This is a genomic window from Kitasatospora sp. NPDC036934, from assembly GCF_055608425.1.
This window is the reverse complement of record NZ_JBVJQR010000009.1, coordinates 207,572-231,707: the sequence shown is the minus strand read 5'-3', so window position 1 is coordinate 231,707 and position 24,136 is coordinate 207,572. Positions and strand designations below refer to the sequence as shown.

Genomic DNA, 24,136 nt, shown 5'->3' with positions numbered 1-24,136 from the left:
CCCCGGTTCGTCACCCTAACGAGCGTTGTCCCCGTGTATCGGCTGTTCGTCACGGTGTGTCCGCCATTGCCGCTTCCGCCCCCGCCGGGCCCTCACTCCGGCCGCCGCCCGGCCAGCGCCGCCACCCCGGCCCCGACCGCGGCCGCCAGGACGACCGAGAGCAGCAGTTCGCCCCAGGGCACGGCGAGCCGCCCGGTCCGGGCCGCCGCCACCAGCCCGCGCACCGCCGCGTTGGCCGGCGAGACCGGCACCACCAGCGCCGCCGCGGCCAGCCCGAGCGCCGTCAGGATGCCGTACGGCGAGCGGACCAGCACCGGGCGGTTGCCCAGTGCCCCGGCCAGCACCCCCAGCAGCGCGCACACCACCGAGGTCGCCAGCCCGGCCGGCAGCGCCCGGTCGACGCCCGGGTCCTGTCCCGCCCCCGGGTTCGCCACCGCCCCGCTGGTCCACCACAGCGCCGCCACCTCCCCCACCGCCAGCAGCAGAGCCGCCGTCAGCGCCGCCAGCAGCGCCCCCAGGTGCACCCGCGCCGGGCCCGCCACCGCGACCAGGCAGGCCCGCGAGGCCGGCGGCTCCGCGGTCAGCGCGCTGCGCACGAACCAGGCGCTCACCGGCACCAGCAGCCCCGCGCCGAAGCCCAGCCCGCCCAGCAGCGGGTCCCCCGGCGTCACCCCGATCACCAGCACCAGCGCGAACGCCAGGAACGGCGGCAGCCAGGCGTGCGAACGCACCAGCAGCTCCAGGTGGTACCGGGTCAGCGCCCCGACCTGCCTCACCGCGCCACCTCCCGACGACGCACCGCCAGCACCCGCACCGCCGGACGGCTCACCAGCAGGGCGCGCAGCAGCGCGTCCGAGTGCGCGGCCGGTACCACCAGCCGCACCGCCGTCCCGTCCAGCGGGGTCGGCTCCGGCCAGCCGGGCAGCCGCTCCGGCAGCGGGGCGCCGTCCGGGAGGTCCAGCTCGATCTCCATCACCGGCCCGCCCCGGTCCACCGCCACCGGCTCCTCGGCCGGTTGCAGGCCGCCGTCCGGGCCGACCCGGTACGCCGCGCTGGTCCGCCCGGCCAGCCGGGCCGGGTCGTGGTCCACGAACAGCACCGTGCCGCCCGCCGCCGCCCGCTCCGCGGCCGCGTCGTCCAGCACCGCCCGGGCCTGCGGGTCGAGCCCGGTCCAGGCCTCGTCCAGCAGCAGCACCCGGGCCTCGGCGATCAGCGCCTGCGCCACCGCGACCTTCTGGCAGGTGCCCTTGGACAACCGGCTCAGCGGGGTGCCCGCCCGGTCCGCGATGCCGAACCGGTCCAGCCACTCCCCGGAGCGCCGCCGCGCCGCCTCCGCCGACAGCCCGTGCACCCGGCCCACCCGCAGCAGGTACGACGCGGCGTCGAAGGGCAGCGCCGGCGGGAAGCGCTCCGGCACGTACGCCGCGGCCCCGGGCCGCACCACCCGGCCGGTGCTCGGCCGCTCGATCCCGGCCGCCAGCCGCAGCAAGGTCGACTTGCCGCTCCCGTTCGCCCCGGCGATCCGCACCAGCTCCCCCGGCCCGACGGCCAGCCGGACGTCGCGCAGGATCCACCGCCCGCCCCGCCCGTACCGCTTGCCGACCCCGGCCAGCTCCATCCGCACCCCGCCTCCATCCGGTCCCCCCGAAGGCTATCCACCGCGGGTAAGGCCGCCGTGAGCATCGCGTCGCGCAATCCCCCGGCCACGCGCCGGAGTTCACGCCGGGGCAGGTGGGGGCACAGCCCGGTCCCGTTTGGCCTTGACGAACTGATGATCCCTAGGATCGGCCGGGTGAATACCGGACGACGACCGAAAACCAGGCTCGGCAGCCTGCTGGCCGCCCTGGCGATAACGGGCGCCTCGCTGCTCCTCGGCCTGCCCGCCCAAGCCGACGAACCCTCAGCCGGCGCCTCATCCGCACCGAAGGAGGCCCCCAAGGTCGATCTGATCCTGGACGTCAGCGGCTCCATGAACATCGCCGACATCCAGGGCAAGAGCCGCATCTCGGTGGCCCAGCAGTCGCTGAACGAGGTGATCGACGCCCTGCCCGCGGAGACCGAGTTCGGCATCCGCACCCTCGGCGCCACCTACCCCGGCAACGACAAGAACGTCGGCTGCCAGGACACCAAGCAGCTCTTCCCGGTCGGCAAGACCAACAAGGTGGAGGCCAAGACCGCGGTCGCCACGCTGCGCCCCACCGGCTGGACCCCGATGGGCCTGGCCCTGCGCGGCGCGGCCCAGGACCTCGGCAAGGGCGACGCCACCCGCCGGATCGTGCTGATCACCGACGGCGAGGACACCTGCACCCCGCCCGACCCGTGCGACGTGGCCCGCGAGCTCGCCGCCCAGGGCATCCACCTGGTGGTCGACACCCTCGGCCTGGCCCACGACGACAAGACCCGCCAGCAGCTGCTCTGCATCGCCAACGCGACCGGCGGCACCTACACCGACGTCCGCACCCCGCAGCAGCTCACCGACAAGGTGAAGCAGCTGGTCGACCGCTCCAACGACACCTACACCGTCAACCCGGTCAAGACCGCCGGCACCGACAAGTGCGAGAGCGCCCCGGTGCTCACCCCCGGCGTCTACAGCGACCGGGAGAAGTTCTCCGAGCACCGCGTCTACAAGGTCCCGGTCAAGGCCGGCCAGGAGCTGCGCGCCTCGGTCAGCGTGGGCCTCGACCGCGCGGTGGCCCGGGACTACGGCGTCCTGCTCCAGGCCACCAGCGCCACCGGCCAGGAACTGGTCCGCGGCACCGACGCCGGCAGCAACCGCACCGACGTCATCTCCACCGGCCTGCGCTGGTCCACCGCCGACTCCAAGGGCTACGTCACCGCGAGCCCGACCGCCTCGGCCAAGGACAAGCCGGACACCGCTGTCTGCCTGGTCGTCAGCAACTCGCTGGCCCCCCAGGCCGGCGTCCAGGCCGACCCCGGCATGCCGCTGGAGCTGACCGTGGACCTCGCCTCCGCCTCGCCCGCCCCCGAGGGCGCCGCGATGGGCCTCGGCCGCGGCTGGATCCTGCTGCTCACCCTCACCCTGGCCGGCCTGGTCTTCGGCCTGGTCTCCGGCTGGATCGCGCGCTGGCGGATCGCCGTCTGGCGGGAGAACTGATCATGCGTACGACGATCCGCGGCGCCCTCGCCGCCCTCGCCCTGCTGCCCGCCCTCGCGCTGGGCACCCCGGCCGCCTCCGCCGCCTCGCCGTCCCCCACGGCGACCGCGAGCGGCACTCCGGCCCCGGTCACCAAGGCCGGCACCTCCTTCCTGACCGCGGTCAACCTCTCACCCGGCCAGGACGCCGACGTCGCCGCCTCCACCGGCGACTACCTGTACTGGGCGTTCGGCGCCTCCGAGGGCCAGACCCCGACGGTCAGCCTGACCGTCAACCTGGCCCCGGCCGCCGACCGGCACGGCCCGCAGACCTGGAGCGTCGAGGTCTTCGACGGGCTGCGCCGCCGCCAGGCCTGCACCGCCGGCGTCCAGAACGCCACCGGCGACCAGAGCGCCACCAGCGTGGCGCTGAACTGCACCCTGCGCGAGGTCCGCACCTGGGCCGAGCCGTGGTCCGGCGACCCGCTGCCCGGCACCTACTACGTCCGGCTGTCGGTCACCGACGCCCCGCAGCCCGACCTCGGCCTGGCCGCCACCGCCCAGCTGCACGTCGCCGCCAAGGGCGACGCCGACAACGCCCAGCCCGAGGGCGGCGAGCTCAAGGCCCCGCTGGTCCCGCCGGTCGGCGGCGGCGCCAGTACGGCCAAGGCCGCGGCCCCGGTCGCGGAGAAGGAGCACTGGTACACCGGCTGGTTCTCCGGCTGGAACAGCCGCTGGTACTGGACCGTCGGCGGCGGCTTCCTGGCCGCCCTGGCCGGCGTACTCGGCTACCACCTGACCCGCCACCCGCGCGGGCGACGCCCCGGCCACCACGGCGCCGTCCCGCCCCAGGGCTCGCACCAGCACGACCACTACGCCGAGCGCCCGTAACCCCGCCCGCCCGAGGGCCGGCCGGACACCTTCCGGCCGGCCCTCCGGCATGTCCACGCTCGAAGCATGCAGCCGCTCGGCCGGATCGTGGTCGGCGTGGACGGCTCCGCCGCCGCCCGGTGGGCGGCCCGGCTGGCCGGCCTCACCGGTGGCCTGCTGGAGGCGGTGGCCGTCTGGGACTTCCGCTGCCTGTTCGGCGAGCGGTCTCGTCCCGCCCGCCCTGGACGGCTTCGAGCCGGAGCGCCGCGCCGCCGAGATCCTCGCCGAGACGGCGGCCTACTGCGCCCGCCCCCTGTGCCGCCGCCTCACGGCCGGGCCACCGGGCCCCGCCCTGGTCACCACCGCCACCGGCGCCGCCCTGCTGGTCCTCGGCAACCGCGACCACGGCACCCCGCCGGACGCCCCGCCGGGCACCGTCGCCCAGTACTGCCCGTGCCACGCGCCCTGCCCGGTGGTCATCGTGCGCGCGGCCGGGCTCAGCCCTTGAACAGGTTGTGCCCCACGTCGGACGGCACCTCGTCCTGGACCGGCTTGCTGCCCGGCCCCGGCACGTGCTCGCCGGGCACCGGCTGGTCGCCCTCCCGGTGCAGCAGCACCACCCCGTCCTGGGCCCAGATCTGCCGGTAGCCGTGCGCCAGCAGCAGCTGGATCCGCTCGGCCTGCTCCTTGTCCGTCTTGAACGGGAAGGACCGCTTGTCGGAGCGGGTCAGCACGTAGTCGCGGCCCCGCGGCGTGCCGTCCACCAGCACCACGTCGGTCCGGGCGGTCAGTCGCGGCGCGATCTGGTTGTCGGCCTCCACCGAGGCGCCGTCCGGGATCAGCGCGGCCGCCCGGACCAGCGCGGCCTCGCTCGCCCTGGGCTCCCAGGAGGACGGCACCGCCAGCTGCAGCAGCCCGATCGGCACCGCCGCCACCAGCGCCACCCCGACCGCGCCCAGGCCCAGCAGCCGGGCCCGCCGCCGGGTGTGCTCGGGCCGCTCGGCGCTGCTCAGCCGCCCCAGCACCTCGAGGGTGGCGGTGAGCAGGACGGGCCAGAGCATCGAGTCGTAGTGCCGGGCGATCGACCAGTGGTTGGGGTTGCTGGAGAGGATCCGCTCGGCCAGCAGCGGCAGCATGCACAGCACGGTGGCGGAGCGCAGCGGCAGCAGGAACAGGGTGCCGAACAGCCAGAGCAGCAGCAGCGGCTTCAACGGCTGGTCGAAGGCGGTCTGCACCAGCAGGAACGGGTCGTGCAGCAGGTTGGTGACCGCCTGGCCGCCGTCCTTGCCGAGGGTGTCGTAGTTCCAGTAGTAGCCCGGCTCCCCGCCCATCGCCGGGATCAGCCACTTGATCGCCACCGCGGCGGCGACCGGCCCGCCCAGCAGCAGGCCGATCCCGGTGAAGCGCCCGGCGCGGTCCGCGGTGCGCCGGGTGCGCAGCAGCAGCACCAGCCCGTACGCGCCGACCAGCAGGCCCAGGTCCTCCTTGGTGCAGCACAGCAGCACCGCGGCGAGCAGCACCGTGCCGTAGCGGCGGGCCAGCCCGCGCTCCAGCATCAGCAGGGCCAGCGGGACGGCGAAGGCCACCTCGTGGAAGCCGACCCGGGAGGCGACCAGCAGCGGCCAGCCGAGCGCGTAGGTCAGCCCGGCCAGGTCGGCGGCCCGGCGGGCGGTGCGCGGCTCGGCGGCGGCGAAGGAGTGCGCGGCGATCCGCCGGATCAGCGGCACCCCGAGCGCGAACAGCAGCGCCTGTCCGATGATCAGCGAGCGCGGGTCGTCCCAGATCCAGTACAGCGGCGCGAGCAGCGCCAGCACCGGGGAGAAGTGGTCACCGAGCAGCGAGAACCCGGGCGGGAACTCGTGGTGGTAGGACTTCAGCGTGGAGACCGGCAGCCCGAAGTGGGCGTAGCCGCGTATGCCCTGGTCGAAGATGCCGAGGTCGAAGCCGCCGAGCGAGACGGAGGCCCAGCCCTGCATGCCGATGGCGCACATCACCGCGAAGCACAGCAGGCTGAGCAGCAGGGTGCGCCGGGCGGGCGTGCCCAGGACGGTCGCGGCCCTGCGGGCGGCGGCGGGTACGGCGGCCCGGGGCGTCGGCGGGATCGCGGTCTGGGTGGTCACGTCGGCTCTGGTCCGTCTCTGGTCCGTCAGGACCGATTGGTCAGGGCGGGGTCACGTTCGGGCTCGTGGCCGGGCTCGTGGTCGAGCTTGGCGCCGAGCAGCGCCCAGGCGCCGGCCGAGGCGTCGACCGCCTGCCGCCGGGCCCGGTAGAGCCGCACCCCGATGACGAGCAGGACGGCGATGGCCAGCGGCGGGTAGATCGAGCCGGGCAGCTGCCAGTTCCAGGTGACCCCGCGGCCCCAGCGGTGCGGCACCAGCCACATCACGTGGGAGAGGAACACCAGCAGCGTCACCCCGAGCAGCACCCGGCGGCCGGTGCTGCGGGCCTCGGCGGCCAGCAGGGCGATCAGCGGGATGCACCAGACCCAGTGGTGGGTCCAGCTGATCGGCGAGACCAGCAGCGCGGTGAACGCGGCGCAGACCCCGCCCCAGGCGTCGGCCCGGCGCAGCACCCGGACGGAGCGCCCGGCGAGCACGGCCACCCCGAGCCCGAGCGTGGCGACCAGCGCGGAGGCGATCAGCCCGACCAGCCCGGGGTCGTTGACGTCGAGCAGTCGGCAGACGGCCCCGCGCAGCGACTGGTTGTCCACCAGCACGGTGACGCCGACCCGGCTCGGGTCCCACAGGTACTGGGTCCAGAACCCGTACGAGCCGTCCGGCAGCAGGATCCACCCGATCAGCCCGGCCGCCAGGAAGGTGCCCATGGAGACCAGGGCGGCCCGGATCCGGCCGGTCAGGAACAGGTAGACGGCGAACAGCCCCGGGGTGATCTTGATCGCGGTGGCCAGGCCGATGCCCACGCCCTTGGCCCGGCTGCGGTCGGGGCGGGTGAGGTCCCACAGCACCAGGCAGAGGATGCCGAGGTTGACCTGGCCGTACTGGAAGGTGGTGTAGACCGGCTCCAGCCAGACCGCGAGGCCGGTCCCGAGCACGGTGAGCGCCGCCCGGTGCCGCCGGGCGGGCCAGCCGGCCAGCTTGAGCGACAGGAACACCGCAAGGCCGAGCAGCGCGTAGTTGCCGAGCATCACCAGGACGCGCAGGGTGCTCACGTCGAACCAGGTGCTCGGTACGAACAGCATCGCGGCGAACGGCGGGTAGGTGGCCGGCAGGTCCCAGCCGGGCAGCCGCATCGCGTACAGGTCGTCGCCGTTGACGACGGCCTGGCCCTCGGCCCGGTAGACGAGCATGTCGACCATGGTGGCGCCGTGCAGGTGCCGCTGGACGACGAAGGCCGCCACCGACAGCACCGCGACACAGGCCGCCGCGATGGTCCAGGAGTTCGGTCTTCCGTTCGCCGGGCGGCCGTCGGGCCCCTCCGGGTCCGCTTGCCGCGTCCAACGTTTCAGACCGAACTCGCGCACCGCGATGGCACCCCGTCGAGATAGACCAGATCGTTCCCTCGTCAGCGTCTGGGCCCACCCACCATAACCGACCCCTCCGAGACTCCCCCGAGTCCCAAAGCACGTCAGATTCCGCCCTGGTGAGAGCGGTGTGACCTCGGTCACGGGCACCGCCGCCCGGCCTCGCGAGCCGCAAAACGCGAAGTCCCGCCGGGAGTTGACTCCCGGCGGGACTTGGTGGACCGATCGGAACCGGTCCGTTGGGTGGAGCTGAGGGGATTCGAACCCCTGACCCCCTCGATGCGAACGAGGTGCGCTACCGGACTGCGCCACAGCCCCAACGAGAAGAAACTCTAGCACCTTCCGGAGGGGGTCCGTGACCACCCCCCTGGTCGGGGGTGGTCACCCACCTCATTCGTTGGCGGCGCGGGGGCGGGACTCCGGAGCCGGGGCTTCGGCGTACTGGTCGAACAGCGGGGTGCTGCGGGACTCGGTGGGGCGACCGGCGGTCCAGGTGCCGGGGGCCGACAGGTCGAGGCCGCGGGACACCCGGGGCGCGACCGGCGCGGTGACGTAGGTCGGCAGCGGAACGGGCACCGGCTCCCAGGAGTCAGGGCCGGCCGCACCGCGCTCGCGCATGCCGTCGACCCACTCCTCGTGCTCGGTCGCCTCGGCCACCGCGGAGGCGGACGGCACCGCGACGGTGACCTGCTCGGGATCGGCGGCCAGCCGCAGGTGCGCCCGGCCGGGCCGGTGCCCGGCGGCCGCGGACGGGGCCGGCTCCACCGGGGCGGGGGCCTCGACCGTCGGCCGGTCGTCCACCGGGGCCTCGGCCCGCTGCCGCTCGCGCTGGCGCAGCCGCTCGGCCGCCTGGGCAGCCCGGCCACGGTCCAGCTTCACCTCGTACCGCTCGCGCTCCAGCTTGCGCAGGTGGCCGATGTAGAAGGTGAGGAGGAGTGCCGGGACGGCCGGGACCCAGAGGAAGGCGAGGCCGGCCACCGCGGCGACCACCGCGCCGAGCGCGAACGCCAGGAAGAGGACGGTGACCATCCGGCGCCGGCGGGCCAGCAGCCGCGCCCGGCGCTCCCCGTTGCCCTGCCGCACCGGGGCCGGCCGTTCGGCCGGGCGCTCCGCCGGGGGTTCGGGCTCCCGCGCCACGGGATCGCCGGGGGCGGCCCCGTCCCGTTCGGGAGGGCCGTCGTTGCTGTGCTCGTCGTCACGCGGTTCGTCGCCCAGGGCCCGGGCTGCCCGTCGCTCCAGCGCCGAACGCCCGGCCAGCAGGCGGATTGCGGTGCTGAAGCGTTCCGTCGGGCGCGCCTCGTTGAGTTCGTCCTGCCTGCGGAGCCACATCGGCACCAGATAGGCGGCCCAGGCCCCTACGATGACGGCGTAGATAAGGCCGCTACTGCTCACGATTCACACCGTACGGGCGCCGGGGAAGGCCTGGCAGCAATTTGGCGCGGCGTGTCGTGTGATCAAGCTGATTCTCCGACTATTTTGCCGGCGTTTGTGACGGTCCGCCACCGCGTCGATGCCATATCGATATTCTTTTCGAACATATATTCAATTACGCGGCTCGCGACCGGAACTGATCGCCCGCCAGCGCTCCAGCATCCCCTCCGGGACCTCCTCGGCGGTCAGGACGTAGACCAAGTGGTCCCGCCAGTCCCCGTCGATGTGGAGATAGCGCGGGCGGATTCCCTCCGAGCGGAAGTCGAGCTTTTCCACCACCCGTCGGCTCGGCCCGTTCTCCGGGCGGATGCAGACCTCGATCCGGTGCAGTCCGAGGGTGTGGAAGCAGTAGTCCACCGCGAGCGCCACGGCCGTCGGCATGATGCCCCGGCCGGCCACCGCCTCGTCGATCCAGTAGCCGACGTTGGCCGAGCACATCGAGCCCCAGGTGATCCCGCCGACGGTCAACTGGCCGACCAGCTGGCCCTTGTAGAGCACCACGAAGGGCAGCATCCGACCGGCCGAGGCCTCCCCGCGCAGGAACCGGACCATCTGCCGGTAGGTCGGCCGGGGCCCGGCCGCCTGGCCCGGCGGGCCGGGCGGCACGGTGGCCTCCCAGCGGCGCAGCCAGTCCCGGTTGCGCCGGCTCACCTCCTGCCAGTCGCGCTGGTCGCGCGCCCGGATCGGGCGCAGCACGACCTCCCCCTCGTGGAGCTCTACCGGCCAGCCGGCGTTCAGTGCGCTCTCCTAGGTGCTGGGGCCCCGGAGCCTGGTGCGTCGGGCCGGGGGTGGTCCCCGCCGCCGAGCTGGTCGACGGCGTGGGCGAGCAGCGGCTCCAGCACGGCCAGGCCGTCCTTGACGCCGCCGGTCGAGCCCGGCAGGTTGACGATCAGGGTACGTCCGGCGAGCCCGGCGAGCCCGCGGGAGAGCGCCGCGGTCGGCACCTTGTCGCGGCCCTGGGCGCGAATGGCCTCGGGGATGCCGGGGATCTGCCGGTCGATCACCCGGGCGGTCATCTCGGGGGTGAGGTCCATCGGCGAGATGCCGGTGCCGCCGGTGGTCAGCACCACGTCGTACCCGGCGGCGACGGCCTCGCGCAGGACGGTCTCGACCGGCTCGCCGTCCGGGACGACCCGGGGGCCGTCGGCGGTGAAGCCCATCGCGGTCAGGCCCGCCACCAGCAGCGGGCCGCCCTTGTCCTCGTACACCCCGGCCGAGGCCCGGTTGGAGACGGTGACGGCGAGCGCCGTCATGCGCTGCGCCGTCATGCGCCGGCCTCCGGCGCGAACCAGTCGCCGCTCTTGCCGCCGGTCTTGCTGAGCACCCGGACGGACTCGATGCTCGCGCCCTTGTCGACCGCCTTGACCATGTCGATCACGGTCAGCGCGGCGACCGTCACCGAGGTCAGCGCCTCCATCTCGACGCCCGTGCGGTCGGCGGTCTTCACGGTGGCGGTGATCTCGACCGCGTCGTCCACGACGGCGAGGTCGACCTTGACGCCGGAGACGGCGATCGGGTGGCAGAGCGGGATCAGGTCCGGGGTCCGCTTGGCGCCCATGATCCCGGCGATCCGGGCCACGGCGAGGGCGTCGCCCTTGGGCACGCCCTCGCCGCGCAGCAGTTCCACGACCTTCGGGGAGACCTTGACCCGCCCGGCCGCGACGGCGGTGCGCGCGGTGGTGGCCTTCTCGGAGACGTCGACCATCCGGGCCGCGCCCTGCTCGTCGACGTGGGTGAGGCGGTCGCCGGGGTTCGGTGTCGTCACGGGTAACTCCAGGGGCGCGCAGGTCGAATACCGCGCTACCGTACCGCTCGGTCACCCGCCCGCTCGCCCCGGGCGCTCTTGACCCGCCGCCGACGGCCGGCGGTGCGCCGATTGCTCAGGCGTCCAGCAGGACCACGTCGACCTCGCTGCCGGCCGGCAGCTCGGTGACCTCCTCGGGGACGGTGATCAGACAGTTCGCCCGGGCCAGCGCGCCGACCAGGTGGGAGTCGGCGCCGCCCACCGGCTCGACCGTGCCGTCCGCGGCGGAGTGGCGGCCGCGCAGGAACTGCCGTCGCCCGGCCGGGGAGCGCAGCGCGGACGGGCAGAGCGCGCGCACCACCGGGCGGTGGACGTCGGCCGCGCCCAGCATGGTGCGGATCACCGGGCGGACGAAGAGTTCGAAGGAGATGTAGGCGCTCACCGGATTGCCCGGCAGGGCGAGCAGCGGCACCCCGGCGCCGGCGCCGATCCGGCCGAAGCCCTGCGGCTTGCCGGGCTGCATCCGCAGCTTGCGGAACTCGACACTGGCGGCTCCGCCGCGGGCCACGCCCCCGTAGGACTCGAAGACCTCCTTGACCACGTCGTACGCGCCGACGCTGACCCCGCCGCTGGTGACGATCAGGTCGGCCCGGCCGAGCTGCTCCTCCAGGACGGCGCGCAGCCGGTCGGCGTCGTCGGGGACGGCGCCGACCCGGTAGGCGATGGCGCCGGCCTCCTGGGCGGCCGCGGTGAGGGTGAAGCTGTTGGAGTCGGCGATCTGGCCGGGCCCGATCGGCTCGCCGGGCTGGACCAGCTCGCTGCCGGTGGAGAGCACCACCACCCGCGGACGCGGGCGGACCTTCACGGTGGCCCGGCCGATCGCGGCCAGCAGGCCGAGCTGGGCGGGGCCGAGCCGGGTGCCGGCAGCCAGGACCAGGGTGCCGGCCGCGACGTCGCTGCCGGCCCGGCGGATGTGCGCGCCCTCGGCGACCGGGCGCAGCACCCGGACCTCCTCGTCCGCCACCGGCGCGGTCATCGCGGCGGCGGCGACCCCGGTGCCGGTGCCGCCGTCGGTCCACTCGACCGGGGCGACGGCCTGGGCACCGGGCGGAAGCGGGGCGCCGGTCATGATCCGGGCGGCCTGGCCGGGGCCGACCTTCGGCAGTTCGCCCGCGCCGGCGGCGATGTCGCCGACCACGGTGAGCACCGAGGGGTAGGTCTCGGTGGCTCCCCGGGTGTCGGCGGTGCGGACGGCGTAGCCGTCCATCGAGCTGTTGTCGAAGGGCGGCAGGTCGCCGTCGGCGACCACGTCCTCCTCCAGCCGGCAGCCCTGGGCGTCGAGCAGCTGGAGCTCGATGGCGGGCAGCGGGCCGACGGCGGCCAGCACGTCGGCCCGGTGCTCGTCCACCGTCCAGAAGCGAGGAGCCGCCGGTGCCCGGTCCGCGGACCCGTCGCAGCAGGCTGCGGGGGTGGTGCTGTGCTCCGTGGACCCGGTCATCGGCGGCTCGCTCTCTGTGTCGTGGGCCTGTCCCATGGATTTTGTCGGATCAGGCGAGGATCCATGGGACAGGCACTCGTCAGTCCTGCAGCTCGGAGGCGACGAACTCCCGCAGCCAGGAGCGGAACTCCGGGCCCAGGTCCTCGCGCTCGGAGGCCAGTCGGACGATGGCGCGCAGGTAGTCGGCGCGGTCGCCGGTGTCGTAGCGGCGGCCCTTGAAGAGCACGCCGTGCACCTGGCCGCCGGCCTCGGCCTCGCGGTTGGTCAGCTCGCGCAGGGCGTCGGTGAGCTGGATCTCGCCGCCGCGGCCGGGCGGGGTCTCGCGCAGCACGTCGAAGACCAGCGGGTCGAGGACGTAGCGGCCGATGACGGCGTAGTTGGAGGGGGCCTCGCCCGGCTCGGGCTTCTCGACCAGGTCGGTCACCTGGAAGACGTCCTCGCCGAAGCCGTTGGCCTTGACGGCGGCGCAGCCGTAGAGGTGGATCTGGGAGGGGTCGACCTCCATGAGGGCGACGACCGAGCCGCCGAGCTCCTGCTGCACCTCGATCATGCGGGCGAGCAGCGGGTCGCGGGGGTCGATCAGGTCGTCGCCGAGCAGGACGGCGAAGGGCTGGCCGGCGACGTGCTGCTCCGCGACGGAGACGGCGTGGCCGAGGCCCTTGGGGTCGCCCTGGCGGACGTAGTGCATGTTGGCCAGCTCGACGGACTCGCGGACCCGGCGCAGCCGGTCCTCGTCGCCCTTGCGGACGAGCAGCTCCTCCAGCTCGTAGGCGCGGTCGAAGTGGTCCTCCAGCGCGCGCTTGTTACGGCCGGTGACCATCAGTATGTCGGACAGGCCCGCGGACGAGGCCTCCTCGACGACGTACTGGATGGCCGGCTTGTCCACGACGGGCAGCATCTCCTTCGGCGTCGCCTTGGTCGCCGGAAGGAAGCGGGTGCCCAGTCCGGCCGCGGGCACCACGGCCTTGGTCACCGGAATTCGGGGAGTGGTCGTCGTCATGCGTTTACCTTACTCAGGCACGTTTTCGCCCGGCCGAGCGCGTTCGGACGGCTAGGACAGCACGTCGCGGGGCACGGCCACGGTGGCGGGCGGATGGGAAGCGACCGGCTGGGCCGAGGGGCCCCCTCCGGTACAGGCCGACACACTACCCGGCTTTTCCGAACGGTCACGTTCGGCAGCCGGGGCGGGCTGCGGAGCGGAAGCGGGCTGTTCACGGGGCCGGCCGGGCCGGGGCGCGATCCGCCAGCAGTCGCCGCCGGACGCCCGCGCCGCGGCCAGCGCCGCGTCGGCGGAGCGCAGCAGGACGGCGGCGTGGGTGCCGTCCTCGGGCAGCACGGCGATGCCGACGGCGGCGGTCAGGCCGTTGCCCCGGGCCGGGCGGGGCGCCCGGGTGCCGGAGGACCAGTCGAGCAGCAGGTGCCGGCGGACCGACCAGACCAGCCGCTCGGCGACCTGTACGGCGCCGTCGGCCCCGGTGTCCGGCAGCACCACCAGGAACTCCTCGCCGCCGTAGCGGCCCAGGGTGTCCGCGCGCCGGATCTCCATCGCGAGCCGCTGGGCGAGGTCGCGCAGCACCGCGTTGCCGCGGGCGCGGCCGAGCTCGGCGGTGACGGCGTCGAAGCCGGCGATCTCCAGCAGCAGGACAGCCAGCGGGCGCGGGCCGTCGGCCTGGTCGGTGTGCTCGGCGCGGCGGGCCCGTTCGATCTCCCGGTCCAAGGTGAGCTGCAGGTGGCGGTAGTTCCAGACCCCGGTGAGCGGGTCGCAGGAGGCGGTGCGCTCCAGTTCTGCGCAGCGCTCCTCCAGCTCGCCGATCCGCCCGGTGAGCCGCTCCCGCTCCTCGGCCGCCTCGGCCCGCTCCCGGCGACCGCGCAGTCCGAGCACGGTGGCCCCGGCCAGCGCGGGGGCGCTCAGCGCGGCCAGGGCCTGGACCAGCAACGGGGTGGACAATCGGGGGCCCTTTCGCGTGTCAGGCTCTGCGCGTCACGGTTTTCGGACGCGGAGGATCCGGTGCACAACGAGAAGAGCGACCTGAGGACACGGCTGTTGACGAAGCGCCGCGCACTGACCGCCGAGGGGCGCGCGGAGGCGGCGGACGCGCTGGCCGGGCACGCCTGGGAGCTGGCGGCGCGCGGCAGCACGGTGGCCGCCTACGTCTCGGTGGGCACGGAGCCCGGGACCAGGCCGCTGCTGGACGCGCTGCGGGAGGACGGCGTGCGGGTGCTGCTGCCGGTGCTGCTGCCCGACAACGACCTGGACTGGGCCGACTACGCGGGGCCCGGGACGCTGGCTCCGGCCGGGCGCGGGCTGCTGGAGCCGGTCGGGCCGCGGCTCGGGCCGGCCGCCGTCACGGGGGCCTCGATGGTGCTGCTGCCGGGCCTGGCGGTGGACCGGGGCGGGCGGCGGCTGGGCCGCGGCGGCGGCAGTTACGACCGGGTGCTGGCCCGGCTGGAAAGGGCCGGGGTGCGGCCGGTGCTGGCCGTGCTGCTGTACGAGCACGAGCTGCTGGAGCGGGTGCCGGCCGAGCCGCACGACCTGCCGGTGGACCTGGCGGTCACGCCCTCGGGGGTGCGTGCGCTCGGCTGAGGGCGCACGGGCCGGGGCTCGGCCCGACCGACGACGGCGGCCCGCCCCCGGTGCGGGGGCGGGCCGCCGTCGGCATGTCGTACGGGCGTCAGCCGGTGGTGAGCACCAGCTTGTGCTTGGTGGCCTTCTCGACCGCGTCCGGGGTGAACGCCCAGGTCAGCAGCTTGCCCTTGAGCCAGAGGTCGGTCTGGTCGTTGTAGTTCTGGTGGAAGGCGTGGCCGGAGGCGCCGCCGACGTTGACCCAGCGCGAGGAGTCCAGGTCGTTCAGGTCGACCACCATCCGCATCGACGGGATCCAGTCCACCTGGTAGCCGGCCGCCGCGTTCCAGCCCGCCGCGTCGACCGCCGCCGAGCCGCCGGAGAGGCGGTAGGGGCCGCGGTTGAGCAGCTTGTGGACGACGCCGGAGGCGATCGAGGAGTTGTCGGTGCCCATGGTCTGCTCGCGCAGCTCCAGCTTGTGCAGGCGGCCCCAGCTCCAGGTGGAGATGTCCTTGCCGAGCAGCGAGGTCAGGTCCTGGCGGGCGTTCTTCATGGCCTCCTTGAGGAGGTTGTCCAGGCCCTTCTGCTCCTTGTGCTGGGAGTCGATGTACGTCCACCACGAGCTGTCGGGCTTGTCCAGCTGGGCGCGCACCACCTCGGTCCAGCGGTCGCCGCCGTCCGGCTGGGCCTTGCCCGGGTCGCGGGTGCCGCACTCCGTGACGATCTTGCTGGAGCTGTCCGGCTTGGTCGGGTCGTCCTGCTGGCGGACCAGCAGGCAGTTGTCCTTGGCGCGGATGTCGGCCGGGAACTTCTGCCCGAAGGCGAGGCTCAGCAGGTTGCGCCAGACGCCGTTGTAGTAGGCGGCGGCGGCCGAGTCGGCGTCCTGGTGGAAGTTCCAGTCCTTCAGCAGGTCCTGGGCCTCGCGCACGTACGGGTCGTCGATCTGCTGCTTGAGCAGCAGCGGGACCAGCGTCTTGGCCATGATGCTGGTGTTGTCCAGCTGCAGGGTCTGCATGTCGTCCGGCGAGATCTTGCCGTTGTTCTTGAGCAGGCCCTCGATCTGGTCGGTGATCTCCTTGGCCCGAGTGCCGTACTCCCAGTCCTTGGTGAGGGTGTACTTGTAGCCCGGGTCCACCACGGCCTGGTTGGCGGTGACGATGTAGCCCACGGCCGGGTTGAAGCTGTACGGCAGGGCGGTGAAGGGGACCGGATCCGGCTTCCACTGGTAGGAGGAGTCCCAACCCGGGGCCGGCATGGAACCGTCGCCCTTGCCGCGCACCGGGATGACACCCGGGGCCTGGTAACCGATGTTCTTGGCGTCGGCGTAGATCAGGTTCTGCGCGGGGACGGCGAAGTCCTTGGCGGCGGCGCGGAACTCGTCCCAGTTGCGGGCCTTGTCCAGCTCGAAGACGGCGTCCATGGTCTTGCCCGGGCTGAGCGCCGTCCACTGCAGGGCGACGCCGTAGCCGCCGGTGCCGCGGTCCGGTGCGGAGCTGCCGTTGGGGGCGTACTTGCCGACGTTCTGCTGCTCGGTGCTCACGTCGGAGATGAGCGGCGCGCCGGTCCGGGTGGTGCGGACGGTGATGGTGCGGTCCTCGCCGCCGGCGACCTTGATGGTCTCCTTGCGGAGGTCGAACTTCTCGTCCTTGCCGTCGACCTGGTAGGTCTCCGGGCCGGTGACCTTCTCCAGGTAGAGGTCGGTCACGTCGGCGCCCAGGTTGGTGAAGCCCCAGGCGATGTCCTTGTTGTGTCCGATCACCACGCCGGGCATGCCGGCGAAGGTGAAGCCGGAGACGTCGAACTGGCAGGCCGAGGAGACGGTCCGGCAGTGCAGGCCCATCTGGTACCAGACCGAGGGCAGGCCGGGGCCGAGGTGCGGGTCGTTGGCCAGCAGCGGCTTGCCGGTGGTGGTGTGCGAGCCGGCGACCACCCAGGAGTTGGAACCGATGCCCTGGCCGGGGCGGCCGAGCAGCTGCGGCATCGCGTCGATCCGGTCGGTGAGGCCCTGCATCAGCGCCTTGGTGGTGGCCGCGCCCTGGGTGGTGCCGCCGCCGGGGGCCGTACCGGGCTGGGCGGAGCCGTCCGCCGGGCGGTAGGTGTCACCGCTGACGGTGCCGGTCTTCACGATCGTGCCGTTGCGCGAGTACGGGTAGTCCGGGTACAGCTCGGCGATCTTGTCCGGGCCGAAGTCCTGGGCCAGCAGCGAGCGGTCGATCTCCTCCTGGAGGTTCCCGGAGAGGTTCCAGGCCATCGCCTTGAGCCAGGCCACCGAGTCGACCGGGGTCCACTGCTCGGGCTGGTAGCCGCTGTTGACGGCGCCGAGCAGGGCGTACTCCAGCGAGGCCTTCTCGCCGCCGGGGTGCTCGCCGAGCCAGGCGTTCACGCCGTCCGCGTAGGCCTGGAGGTACTTCTTGGCCTCCGGCGAGAGCTTGGTGTCGTACTCCTTCTGCGCCACCTGGCGCCAGCCCATGGTGCGGATGAAGGAGTCGGTGTCGACCTGGCCGTCGCCGAACATCTCGGACAGCCGGCCCGCGGTGATGTGCCGTCGGACGTCCATCTCCCAGAACCGGTCCTGGGCCTGGACGTAGCCCTGGGCGCGGAACATGTCCTCGGGGGTGTCCGCGTACAGCTGCGGGATGCCGTTGGCGTCCCGCTTGACGTCCACCGGCGCGCTCAGGCCCGCCACCTTGACGGTGCCGTCGACCTCCGGGAAGGAGGCGCGGACCGCGGTGACCCCGCGGTAGCCGCCGTAGCCGACGCCGGCCACCAGCAGCACGACCAGCACGATCACGATCAGACGGGCGCGCCGGAACTTCTTCGAGCGGGGCATCTGGGTCCTTGCGGTCCTGACTTCGGGGCGGGCGGGCGTGTCCGGGACCTGGGGCCGGGACAGGGCACCACATTAGGCCGAGTCGGCGGAGGGCTGTGAACGGGGGACCGAGCTGGAGCCGAGCCGGAGTCGATCAGGAGCTGACCAGGAGCCGATCAGGAGCCAAGCCGTGAGACAAGCTAAAGGTATGGCAAAATGTTAGACTGAGTAACGATCCGCAACAGGAGCATTGACGACTTCTTAGCGGTCCGGTGCCCGACAGCACCCGCCCCGTACCAACGGACCACCTTCAGCACCACCTGACACCCCGCCCGCCCATGCCTGCCCGAGGTGCCACTGCGTGAACGTCGCCCATCTGAACCAGCTCCTGCTCGAAGCCTCCGTGATCCTGCTCTTCGCGGTGGTCGCCGTCCGGTTCTCGACCCGATCAGGACTGCCCAGTCTGCTGATCTACCTCGGGATCGGCGTGGCACTGGGCCAGAACGGGATCGGCGTCACCTTCAACAACGCCGAACTGACCCAGGTGCTCGGCTACGCGGCACTCGTGGTGATCCTGGCCGAGGGTGGCCTCAAGACCAGCTGGCGCGAGGTCAGGCCGGCGATGCCGGCCGCCACCGTGCTGGCCACCGTCGGCGTCGGGGTCAGCGTCTTCGTCACCGCGGCCGGCGCGCACTGGCTGGTCGGCCTGGACTGGCGGACCTCGCTGCTGCTCGGCGCGATCGTCTCCTCCACCGACGCGGCGGCCGTCTTCTCGGTGCTGCGGATGGTCCCGCTGCCGCACCGGCTCACCGGCCTGCTGGAGGCCGAGTCCGGCTTCAACGACGCCCCCGTGGTCATCCTGGTCGTCGCCTTCGCCTCGGCCGGCGAACTGGACTCCTGGTACGTGCTGCTCGGCACGATCGCCGCGGAGCTGGCGATCGGCGCGGCGGTCGGCCTGGCCGTCGGCAAGCTCGGCGCCTACGCGGTCAAGCACGTCGCGCTGCCCTCCTCGGGCCTCTACCCGATCGCCGTGGTGGCGCTCACCGTGCTCGCCTACGCCGGCGGCTCACTGCTGCACGGCTCCGGCTTCCTCGCCGTCTACATCAGCGCGGTGATCCTCGGGAACTCCAAGCTCCCGCACGGACCGGCGGTGCGCGGCTTCGCCGACGGACTGGCCTGGATCGGGCAGATCGGCATGTTCGTGCTGCTCGGCCTGCTGGCCGCGCCCGAGAGCATGGGCGACGCGGTGGTCCCCGCCCTGGTGATAGGCGGGGTACTGGTCTTCCTGGCCCGGCCGCTGTCCGTGGTGCTCACCCTGACCCCGTTCAAGGTGCCCGCCCGCGAACAGGCGCTGCTGAGCTGGGCCGGGCTGCGCGGGGCGGTGCCCATCGTGCTGGCCACCATCCCGGTGGTCTCCGGCGCGCACAAGGCCGAGGACGTGTTCAACATCGTCTTCATCCTGGTCGTCGTCTTCACCCTGCTCCAGGGCCCGACCCTGCCCTGGATGGCCAAGCGGCTGCGGATCGGCGAGGGCGCGATGGGACAGGACCTCGACATCGAGTCCGCGCCACTGGAGAAGCTGCACGGCCACCTGCTGTCGGTCGCGCTCTCGCCGACCTCGCGGATGTCCGGCGTGGAGATCAGCGAGCTGCGGCTGCCCAAGGGGGCGGCGGTCACCCTGGTCGTGCGGGAGGGGAACTCCTTCGTGCCGGACAAGACGACGATGCTGCGCGGCGGGGACGAGCTGCTGGTGGTCACCACCGACGAGGTCGGCGAGGCGGCCGAGCGGCGGCTGCGGGCCGTGGACAAGGGCGGCAAGCTGGCGGGGTGGCTCAACGGGCGGGGTGACTGAACGGGCCGGGTGACCGAACGGGCGGGGAGCTCCTGGGAACGGGGGGCCGGTCGCGGCTCGGACGGCCCGTGTGTCTTGCGGGCCGGGTGTTCCGGGTGCTCGGGGCACTCCATGTGCTCCGAGCGACCTGCGAGGCCTGCGAGGCCTGCGTGATCCGGGTGGCCTGGCGTTATCTACGCGCGTAACTGTATGCTGGTTCGACTACGCCGTATGACTACCGTTAGACCACCCCAGCATCTGCCTGACGCAGAGTTGGCGCGACCGCTCGGCGGCCGCGGTCCGGCACCGGCCCACCAGGCCCGGCCGACCCGGTATCTACCCCGGTCGACGCGCGAGAGGACGACTCTCGGCGCCGTCGGGGCCACCCCATGCCCTGCCGCGCTACCAGGCAGCAGGAAGGACCGACCGTGACGGCCCGCCGAACGGTCGAGATCGCCGCGGACTCCGCTCCGGAGACCACTCCGGACTTCGCTCCGGACTTCGCTCCGGACACCGCGCGCAGCACTGTCGACACCACCGCCGAGGCGCCCGCCAGGGTCGGGTACGGGGAGCTGCTGCGCACGCCCGGCGCCTGGACGTTCCTGTCCCCCGCCCTCGTCGCGCGACTGCCCTACGCGATGCTCAGCATGGGCATCCTGCTGCTCGTCACCCAGACCACCGGCTCGTACGGCACCGCCGGCACGGCCGTCGCGGTCGCCGCCGTCGCCCAGGCCCTGATCGGGCCGCAGACCGGTCGGCTGGCCGACCGGTACGGCCAGGCCGCGGTGCTGGTCCCGACGGTGCTGGTGCACGCGGTCTCGGTCGGCCTGCTGATCGCGCTGGCGCTCGGCCACGCGCCGGCCTGGAGCGTCTACCTGGCCGCCGTCCCGGCCGGGGCGAGCGTGCCGCAGATCGGCGCGATGGTCCGGGCCCGCTGGGTCTCCACGTTCACCGGGGAGGGCGCCTCGCCCGCCGCCGGCGCCAAGGTGAGCACCGCCTTCGCCTTCGAGTCCGTGACGGACGAGTTCACCTTCGTGGTCGGCCCGATCCTGGCCGCCAACATCGCCGCCTTCGCCAGCCCGGCGGTCGCGCTGGTCGTCGAGGCCTCGCTGACCCTGGTCGGCGGTCTCGCCTTCGCGGCCCAGCGGCGCAGCGCCCCGGCCCGGATCCTCCCGCAGCCCGGCGTGCGGCGCGCCTCGGCGCTGGCCTCGCCCGGCGTCCGGCTGCTGGTCGGAGCCTTCCTCGGGGTCGGCGCGGTGTTCGGCGGCATGCAGGTGTCGGTCAACGCCTTCGCCGACTCGGTGGGGCAGCACGACTCCGGCGGCACGGTGTACGGGATCTTCGCGGGCGGCTCGATGCTGGCCGGCGTGCTGTACGGCGTGATCGCCTGGCGGCGGCCGGTGCAGCAGCGGATGGCCATGAGCTACACGATGCTGGTGCTGGGCTGCTCGGTGCTGTGGGCGATGCCCAACCTGGTCGCCCTGACGGTCGCCGGGCTGGTCTGCGGCCTGGCCATCGCCCCGACCCTGATCAGCGGCTACACCCTGGTCGAGACCCTGGTCGCGGACGGCGCCAAGACCGAGGCCTTCACCTGGCTGACCGGTGCGATCGGGCTGGGACTGGCGTTCGGCTCGATGGCGGCGGGCAAGCTGCTCGACGGCCACGGGCCCTCGGTCGGCTTCCTGGTGCCGGCCATCGGCGCCGGCCTGGGGCTGATCGCGCTGCTGTCGATGCGGCACCTGCTGGTGGCCCCGGGCGGGCCGGGCCGGGTGGTGGCCTCGTCGGCCGAGCGCGGCAACGCGGCGCAGCTGGTCGGCGCGGCCAAGGGCTGAACGCTCGGTGGGCGGTGACGCGGTACCGGCTCATCTCACACCGGATTCGCTGGACTGATCCAACGGAATACCGCATCATTGACCATCGTTAGCACTCATCAGGCGAGAGTGCCAGGAGGAAGACAAGTGCCCACGTACCAGTACCAGTGCACCGAGTGCGGCAGCGGCCTGGAGGCGGTGCAGAAGTTCACCGACGAGGCGCTGACCACGTGCCCCGAATGCCAGGGACGACTCCGCAAGGTCTTCTCGGCCGTGGGCGTCGTGTTCAAGGGCTCGGGCTTCTACCGGACCGACAGTCGCTCGTCCTCCAGCAGCTCGGTGGGCGCGGGTTCGTCCGCCAGCTCCTCGACGTCGTCGACCTCGGGTTCGGGCTCGGGCTCGTCCGGTTCGTCGAGCTCTTCCAGCTCGTCCAGCTCATCGACCAGCCCGGCTCCGGCCGCCGGCTGACCTCGGTCTCACGAGAAGGCCCGTCGGCCCCGCTTCGCGCGGGGGCGGCGGGCCTTTTCGCGCACCATCGTCAACCTTCGAGGGTCGGATTAGCTCGTGTGAGTGTACGAAGTTATCCACAGGGGCGGGTTTTCCACAGGCTGTGGGAATCGATTTCCCAGCCGAGGCGGGAACGCGCAGGGTAGGGGTCACCGAGCAAGACCCGACCGAGTCCGGAGGCCCCCATGACGACCACGAGCCTGCCCTTCTCCCTGCCCCTGCCCGCGCCCTCCGTGCCGCCCCGGCGGGAGGTGCCGAGCTTCCCGCCGATCCGGCGCGGGTGCGGCGGCTGGTACCGCTGGCGCCGGGCCGTCCGACGGCGGGGCGGGGTGCCCGCGCTGGTGCTGCTCGCGGTCGCCGCGGCGCTCGCCTCCGGGCCCCTGCAGGCCGGACTGCCACCGCCCTCGGGGGCCGCGGTGGGCCGTACGGGTTGTCAATCCGGGCTCCCGGAAGATCACCCGTAACCCCGGAACGACTTCGTCGTTCGAGGCGGCATGAAAGGCTTCAAGGAATTCCTGCTGCGTGGAAATGTCGTCGAACTCGCCGTCGCCGTGGTCATCGGTGCGGCCTTCACCAACATCGTCAACGCCTTCGTCAAAGGCGTGATCAATCCGATCGTCGGCGTGTTCGGGACGAAGGACCTGGCGTCCTACAGTTCCTGCCTCAAGGGGCCCTGCGGGGTGAGCGCCACCGGTGAGGTCACGTCCGGAATCCTCATCCTGTGGGGGACGGTGCTCAGCGCCGCCCTGCAGTTCCTGATCACCGCCGCCGTCGTCTACTTCGTCCTGATCGTGCCGATGAACCGGATGGCGGCCAGGCGCAAGAGCGTCGCCGAGGTGGCGGCCGAGGCCGAGGCCAAGGAGGTCCAACTGCTGACCGAGATCCGCGACGCGCTGGTCACGGCGCGTTAGAACAACGTCTTCAGTCCCCGTGGTGCGGCGGGCGCTGGCTCAGGTACCAGTCCAGCCCCCGCCCACCACTCTCCCCAGCACCCGGGCGGTCGCCCCAGCCGGCGTCGGTGTCGTCCCGGGACTGCTGGTCCAGCGGGTCGCGGAAGACGAGCCGGGCCTTGGCGGGGGCGGGGGTGGAGGGAGGGGAGGAGGGGGAGGGAGGGGCCGGGGTGCCCCGCTCGCCCCGCGTCCCGTCCCGGCCCTGTTCGCGTCCCGGTTTCTGTGCTTGCTCTTGTTCCTGCTCGCTCACCTTGTCCACTCCCCTACTCGCGGTCCGACCCTGTCCTTTCAGCCTAGAAGCCTTGCGAGGCTCCCGATGACATGCGCCGGCCCGGGTGCGGAGCACTCCGCACCCGGGCCCGGGCGGTCGACCTCGGCCGTCGGTCATCAGGCGGCTTCGAAGCCCGCGTGGTCCGCGATCTTCTTCAGTTCGGCCAGCGCGTGCTTCTCGATCTGCCGGATCCGCTCGCGGGTGAGCCCGTGCTGCTTGCCCACCTCGGTGAGGGTGCGTTCGCGGCCGTCCTCCATCCCGTAGCGGGAGCGGATGATCGAGGCGGTGCGGTCGTCCAGCCGCCCGATCAGGCCGTCCAGCTCCTCGCGGCGGAGCATGACCATCACGGCGTCCTCGGGGGACGTCGCCCCGGTGTCCTCCACCAGGTCGCCGAACTGGGTCTCGCCCTCGTCGTCGACGGACATGTTGAGGCTGACCGGGTCGCGCGCCCAGTCCAGCACGTCCTTGATCCGGGCCTCGGTGGTGTCCAGCTCGGCCGCGATCTCGGCCGGCTCGGCCTCCCGGCCCAGCTCCTTGGACTTCTCCCGCTGCACCCGGCGGATCCGGCCCAGTTCCTCGACCAGGTGCACGGGGAGCCGGATGGTGCGGGACTGATCGGCGATCGAGCGGGTGATCGCCTGGCGGATCCACCAGGTCGCGTAGGTGGAGAACTTGAAGCCCTTGGCGTAGTCGAACTTCTCGACCGCGCGCACCAGACCCGCGTTCCCCTCCTGGATGAGGTCCAGCAGGGGCAGGCCACTGCGCGGGTAGCGCCGGGCGACCGCCACCACCAGGCGGAGGTTCGAGCGGATGAAGACGTCCTTGGCGCGCTCGGCGTCGGCGGCTATCGCCTCCAGCTCCTCATGGGTGACGCCGTCGGGGAGTTGACCGTCGGGGCGTTCGCTCTCGTCCAGCAGGTGCTGGGCGTACACACCGGCCTCGATCCGCAGCGAGAGCTCGACCTCCTCGGCGGCATCGAGCAGGGGCGTCCTGGCGATCTCGTCGAGGTACATACCGACCAGGTCGCGGTCGGCCTCAAGGTTGGTCGGGCGGGCCGCGCGAGTCCGGTCGGCCCTGTCTCGAACGACGGCACGGGTGGCCATGCTTGCTCCCTTTGACTGGTGTTGCCGAGGTCTGCTGCCTGCCCCCCAGGAGGGCAAGAAGTGCGGGCCCCTGGGGGCTCACACGTAACGATCCAACGAACAGATTCCGGACAACATTCCCAAGTCGTTCAGATTCTTCCTCGCGATGCAGTATCCTGCCGGTTTTCACTCCGG

General features: G+C 73.0%; 23 protein-coding genes and 1 tRNA gene. 9 read left to right on the top strand and 15 right to left on the bottom strand.

Translation table 11 applies throughout. The annotated features are described in order from the left end of the window. Positions 1-92: 92 nt before the first annotated feature. Entirely contained in the window at positions 93-776 is a 684-nt protein-coding gene (locus tag ACZ7BZ_RS16510; protein ID WP_470358935.1) for an ABC transporter, read from the bottom strand. Next, positions 773-1,618 carry an ATP-binding cassette domain-containing protein gene (locus ACZ7BZ_RS16505; protein WP_470358980.1) on the bottom strand — a complete coding sequence of 282 codons (846 nt, stop codon included), beginning with the start codon at positions 1,616-1,618 and terminating at the stop codon, positions 773-775. Before ACZ7BZ_RS16505 ends, ACZ7BZ_RS16510 begins: the two co-directional genes overlap by 4 nt. 174 nt (positions 1,619-1,792) lie before the next feature. Between ACZ7BZ_RS16505 and ACZ7BZ_RS16500 the strand changes: the two genes are divergently transcribed. The 3 genes from ACZ7BZ_RS16500 to ACZ7BZ_RS16490 all read left to right on the top strand — a co-directional run bounded on the left by ACZ7BZ_RS16500 (position 1,793) and on the right by ACZ7BZ_RS16490 (position 4,471). Then, a complete protein-coding gene (locus ACZ7BZ_RS16500; RefSeq protein WP_470358934.1) occupies positions 1,793-3,115 on the top strand; it encodes a VWA domain-containing protein in 1,323 nt (440 codons plus the stop codon). 2 nt (positions 3,116-3,117) lie between these two features. Then, positions 3,118-3,984: a peptidase gene (locus tag ACZ7BZ_RS16495; protein WP_470358933.1), complete on the top strand. Its 867-nt coding sequence runs from the start codon at positions 3,118-3,120 to the stop codon at positions 3,982-3,984. 148 nt (positions 3,985-4,132) lie between these two features. Continuing rightward, complete coding sequence (locus tag ACZ7BZ_RS16490) at positions 4,133-4,471, top strand: universal stress protein (RefSeq protein ID WP_470358932.1); 339 nt, start codon at positions 4,133-4,135, stop codon at positions 4,469-4,471. Here ACZ7BZ_RS16490 and ACZ7BZ_RS16485 read toward each other — a convergent pair. The 10 genes from ACZ7BZ_RS16485 to ACZ7BZ_RS16440 all read right to left on the bottom strand — a co-directional run bounded on the left by ACZ7BZ_RS16485 (position 4,461) and on the right by ACZ7BZ_RS16440 (position 14,065). Then, a complete protein-coding gene (locus ACZ7BZ_RS16485) occupies positions 4,461-6,083 on the bottom strand; it encodes a DUF2079 domain-containing protein (RefSeq protein WP_470358931.1) in 1,623 nt (540 codons plus the stop codon). The genes ACZ7BZ_RS16490 and ACZ7BZ_RS16485 overlap by 11 nt on opposite strands. 26 nt (positions 6,084-6,109) lie before the next feature. Then, positions 6,110-7,444 (bottom strand): glycosyltransferase 87 family protein, encoded by a 1,335-nt coding sequence (locus ACZ7BZ_RS16480; RefSeq protein ID WP_470358930.1) that lies wholly within the window; start codon positions 7,442-7,444, stop codon positions 6,110-6,112. Positions 7,445-7,688: 244 nt separating this feature from the next. Beyond that, positions 7,689-7,762 (bottom strand) — tRNA-Ala (locus ACZ7BZ_RS16475). Positions 7,763-7,834: 72 nt separating this feature from the next. After that, entirely contained in the window at positions 7,835-8,836 is a 1,002-nt protein-coding gene (gene sepX / locus ACZ7BZ_RS16470) for a divisome protein SepX/GlpR (RefSeq protein ID WP_470358929.1), read from the bottom strand. A 150-nt stretch (positions 8,837-8,986) separates the two neighbouring features. Beyond that, on the bottom strand, positions 8,987-9,571 hold the full coding sequence (locus tag ACZ7BZ_RS16465) for a GNAT family N-acetyltransferase (RefSeq protein ID WP_380457173.1): 585 nt from the start codon (positions 9,569-9,571) through the stop codon (positions 8,987-8,989). Between the two features lie 38 nt (positions 9,572-9,609). Continuing rightward, positions 9,610-10,143 carry a MogA/MoaB family molybdenum cofactor biosynthesis protein gene (locus ACZ7BZ_RS16460; protein WP_470358928.1) on the bottom strand — a complete coding sequence of 178 codons (534 nt, stop codon included), beginning with the start codon at positions 10,141-10,143 and terminating at the stop codon, positions 9,610-9,612. Continuing rightward, the gene (gene moaC / locus ACZ7BZ_RS16455) at positions 10,140-10,580 is read right to left on the bottom strand and encodes a cyclic pyranopterin monophosphate synthase MoaC (protein ID WP_470358979.1); all 441 of its coding nucleotides are present in this window, start codon (positions 10,578-10,580) and stop codon (positions 10,140-10,142) included. Before moaC ends, ACZ7BZ_RS16460 begins: the two co-directional genes overlap by 4 nt. Before the next feature lie 175 nt (positions 10,581-10,755). Beyond that, positions 10,756-12,117, bottom strand: coding sequence for a molybdotransferase-like divisome protein Glp (gene glp, locus ACZ7BZ_RS16450; RefSeq protein ID WP_470358927.1), 1,362 nt, complete (start codon positions 12,115-12,117; stop codon positions 10,756-10,758). A gap of 79 nt (positions 12,118-12,196) precedes the next feature. Continuing rightward, entirely contained in the window at positions 12,197-13,117 is a 921-nt protein-coding gene (galU, locus tag ACZ7BZ_RS16445) for a UTP--glucose-1-phosphate uridylyltransferase GalU (RefSeq protein WP_380457165.1), read from the bottom strand. A gap of 51 nt (positions 13,118-13,168) precedes the next feature. Continuing rightward, a complete protein-coding gene (locus ACZ7BZ_RS16440; RefSeq protein ID WP_470358926.1) occupies positions 13,169-14,065 on the bottom strand; it encodes a GGDEF domain-containing protein in 897 nt (298 codons plus the stop codon). 60 nt (positions 14,066-14,125) lie between these two features. On the opposite strand from ACZ7BZ_RS16440, the gene ACZ7BZ_RS16435 reads away from it, so the two are divergent. Next, positions 14,126-14,701 (top strand): 5-formyltetrahydrofolate cyclo-ligase, encoded by a 576-nt coding sequence (locus ACZ7BZ_RS16435; RefSeq protein WP_470358925.1) that lies wholly within the window; start codon positions 14,126-14,128, stop codon positions 14,699-14,701. Positions 14,702-14,789: 88 nt separating this feature from the next. On the opposite strand, the gene ACZ7BZ_RS16430 is transcribed toward ACZ7BZ_RS16435, so the two are convergent. Next, entirely contained in the window at positions 14,790-17,510 is a 2,721-nt protein-coding gene (locus tag ACZ7BZ_RS16430) for a penicillin acylase family protein (protein ID WP_470358924.1), read from the bottom strand. Positions 17,511-17,850: 340 nt separating this feature from the next. Between ACZ7BZ_RS16430 and ACZ7BZ_RS16425 the strand changes: the two genes are divergently transcribed. From ACZ7BZ_RS16425 to mscL, 5 genes are all read left to right on the top strand, one after another. After that, positions 17,851-19,341 carry a potassium/proton antiporter gene (locus tag ACZ7BZ_RS16425; protein ID WP_470358923.1) on the top strand — a complete coding sequence of 497 codons (1,491 nt, stop codon included), beginning with the start codon at positions 17,851-17,853 and terminating at the stop codon, positions 19,339-19,341. Positions 19,342-19,892: 551 nt separating this feature from the next. After that, positions 19,893-21,152: an MFS transporter gene (locus tag ACZ7BZ_RS16420; protein WP_470358978.1), complete on the top strand. Its 1,260-nt coding sequence runs from the start codon at positions 19,893-19,895 to the stop codon at positions 21,150-21,152. A gap of 126 nt (positions 21,153-21,278) precedes the next feature. Then, entirely contained in the window at positions 21,279-21,599 is a 321-nt protein-coding gene (locus ACZ7BZ_RS16415) for an FmdB family zinc ribbon protein (RefSeq protein WP_470358922.1), read from the top strand. A 224-nt stretch (positions 21,600-21,823) separates the two neighbouring features. Beyond that, positions 21,824-22,102 (top strand): hypothetical protein, encoded by a 279-nt coding sequence (locus ACZ7BZ_RS16410; protein ID WP_470358921.1) that lies wholly within the window; start codon positions 21,824-21,826, stop codon positions 22,100-22,102. A gap of 30 nt (positions 22,103-22,132) precedes the next feature. Further along, positions 22,133-22,549 carry a large conductance mechanosensitive channel protein MscL gene (mscL, locus tag ACZ7BZ_RS16405; protein ID WP_470358920.1) on the top strand — a complete coding sequence of 139 codons (417 nt, stop codon included), beginning with the start codon at positions 22,133-22,135 and terminating at the stop codon, positions 22,547-22,549. A 10-nt stretch (positions 22,550-22,559) separates the two neighbouring features. On the opposite strand, the gene ACZ7BZ_RS16400 is transcribed toward mscL, so the two are convergent. Together ACZ7BZ_RS16400 and ACZ7BZ_RS16395 are read right to left on the bottom strand one after the other, a co-directional pair. Next, entirely contained in the window at positions 22,560-22,838 is a 279-nt protein-coding gene (locus ACZ7BZ_RS16400; RefSeq protein ID WP_470358919.1) for a hypothetical protein, read from the bottom strand. Between the two features lie 137 nt (positions 22,839-22,975). Continuing rightward, entirely contained in the window at positions 22,976-23,962 is a 987-nt protein-coding gene (locus tag ACZ7BZ_RS16395) for a sigma-70 family RNA polymerase sigma factor (RefSeq protein WP_470358918.1), read from the bottom strand. Positions 23,963-24,136: the final 174 nt, after the last annotated feature.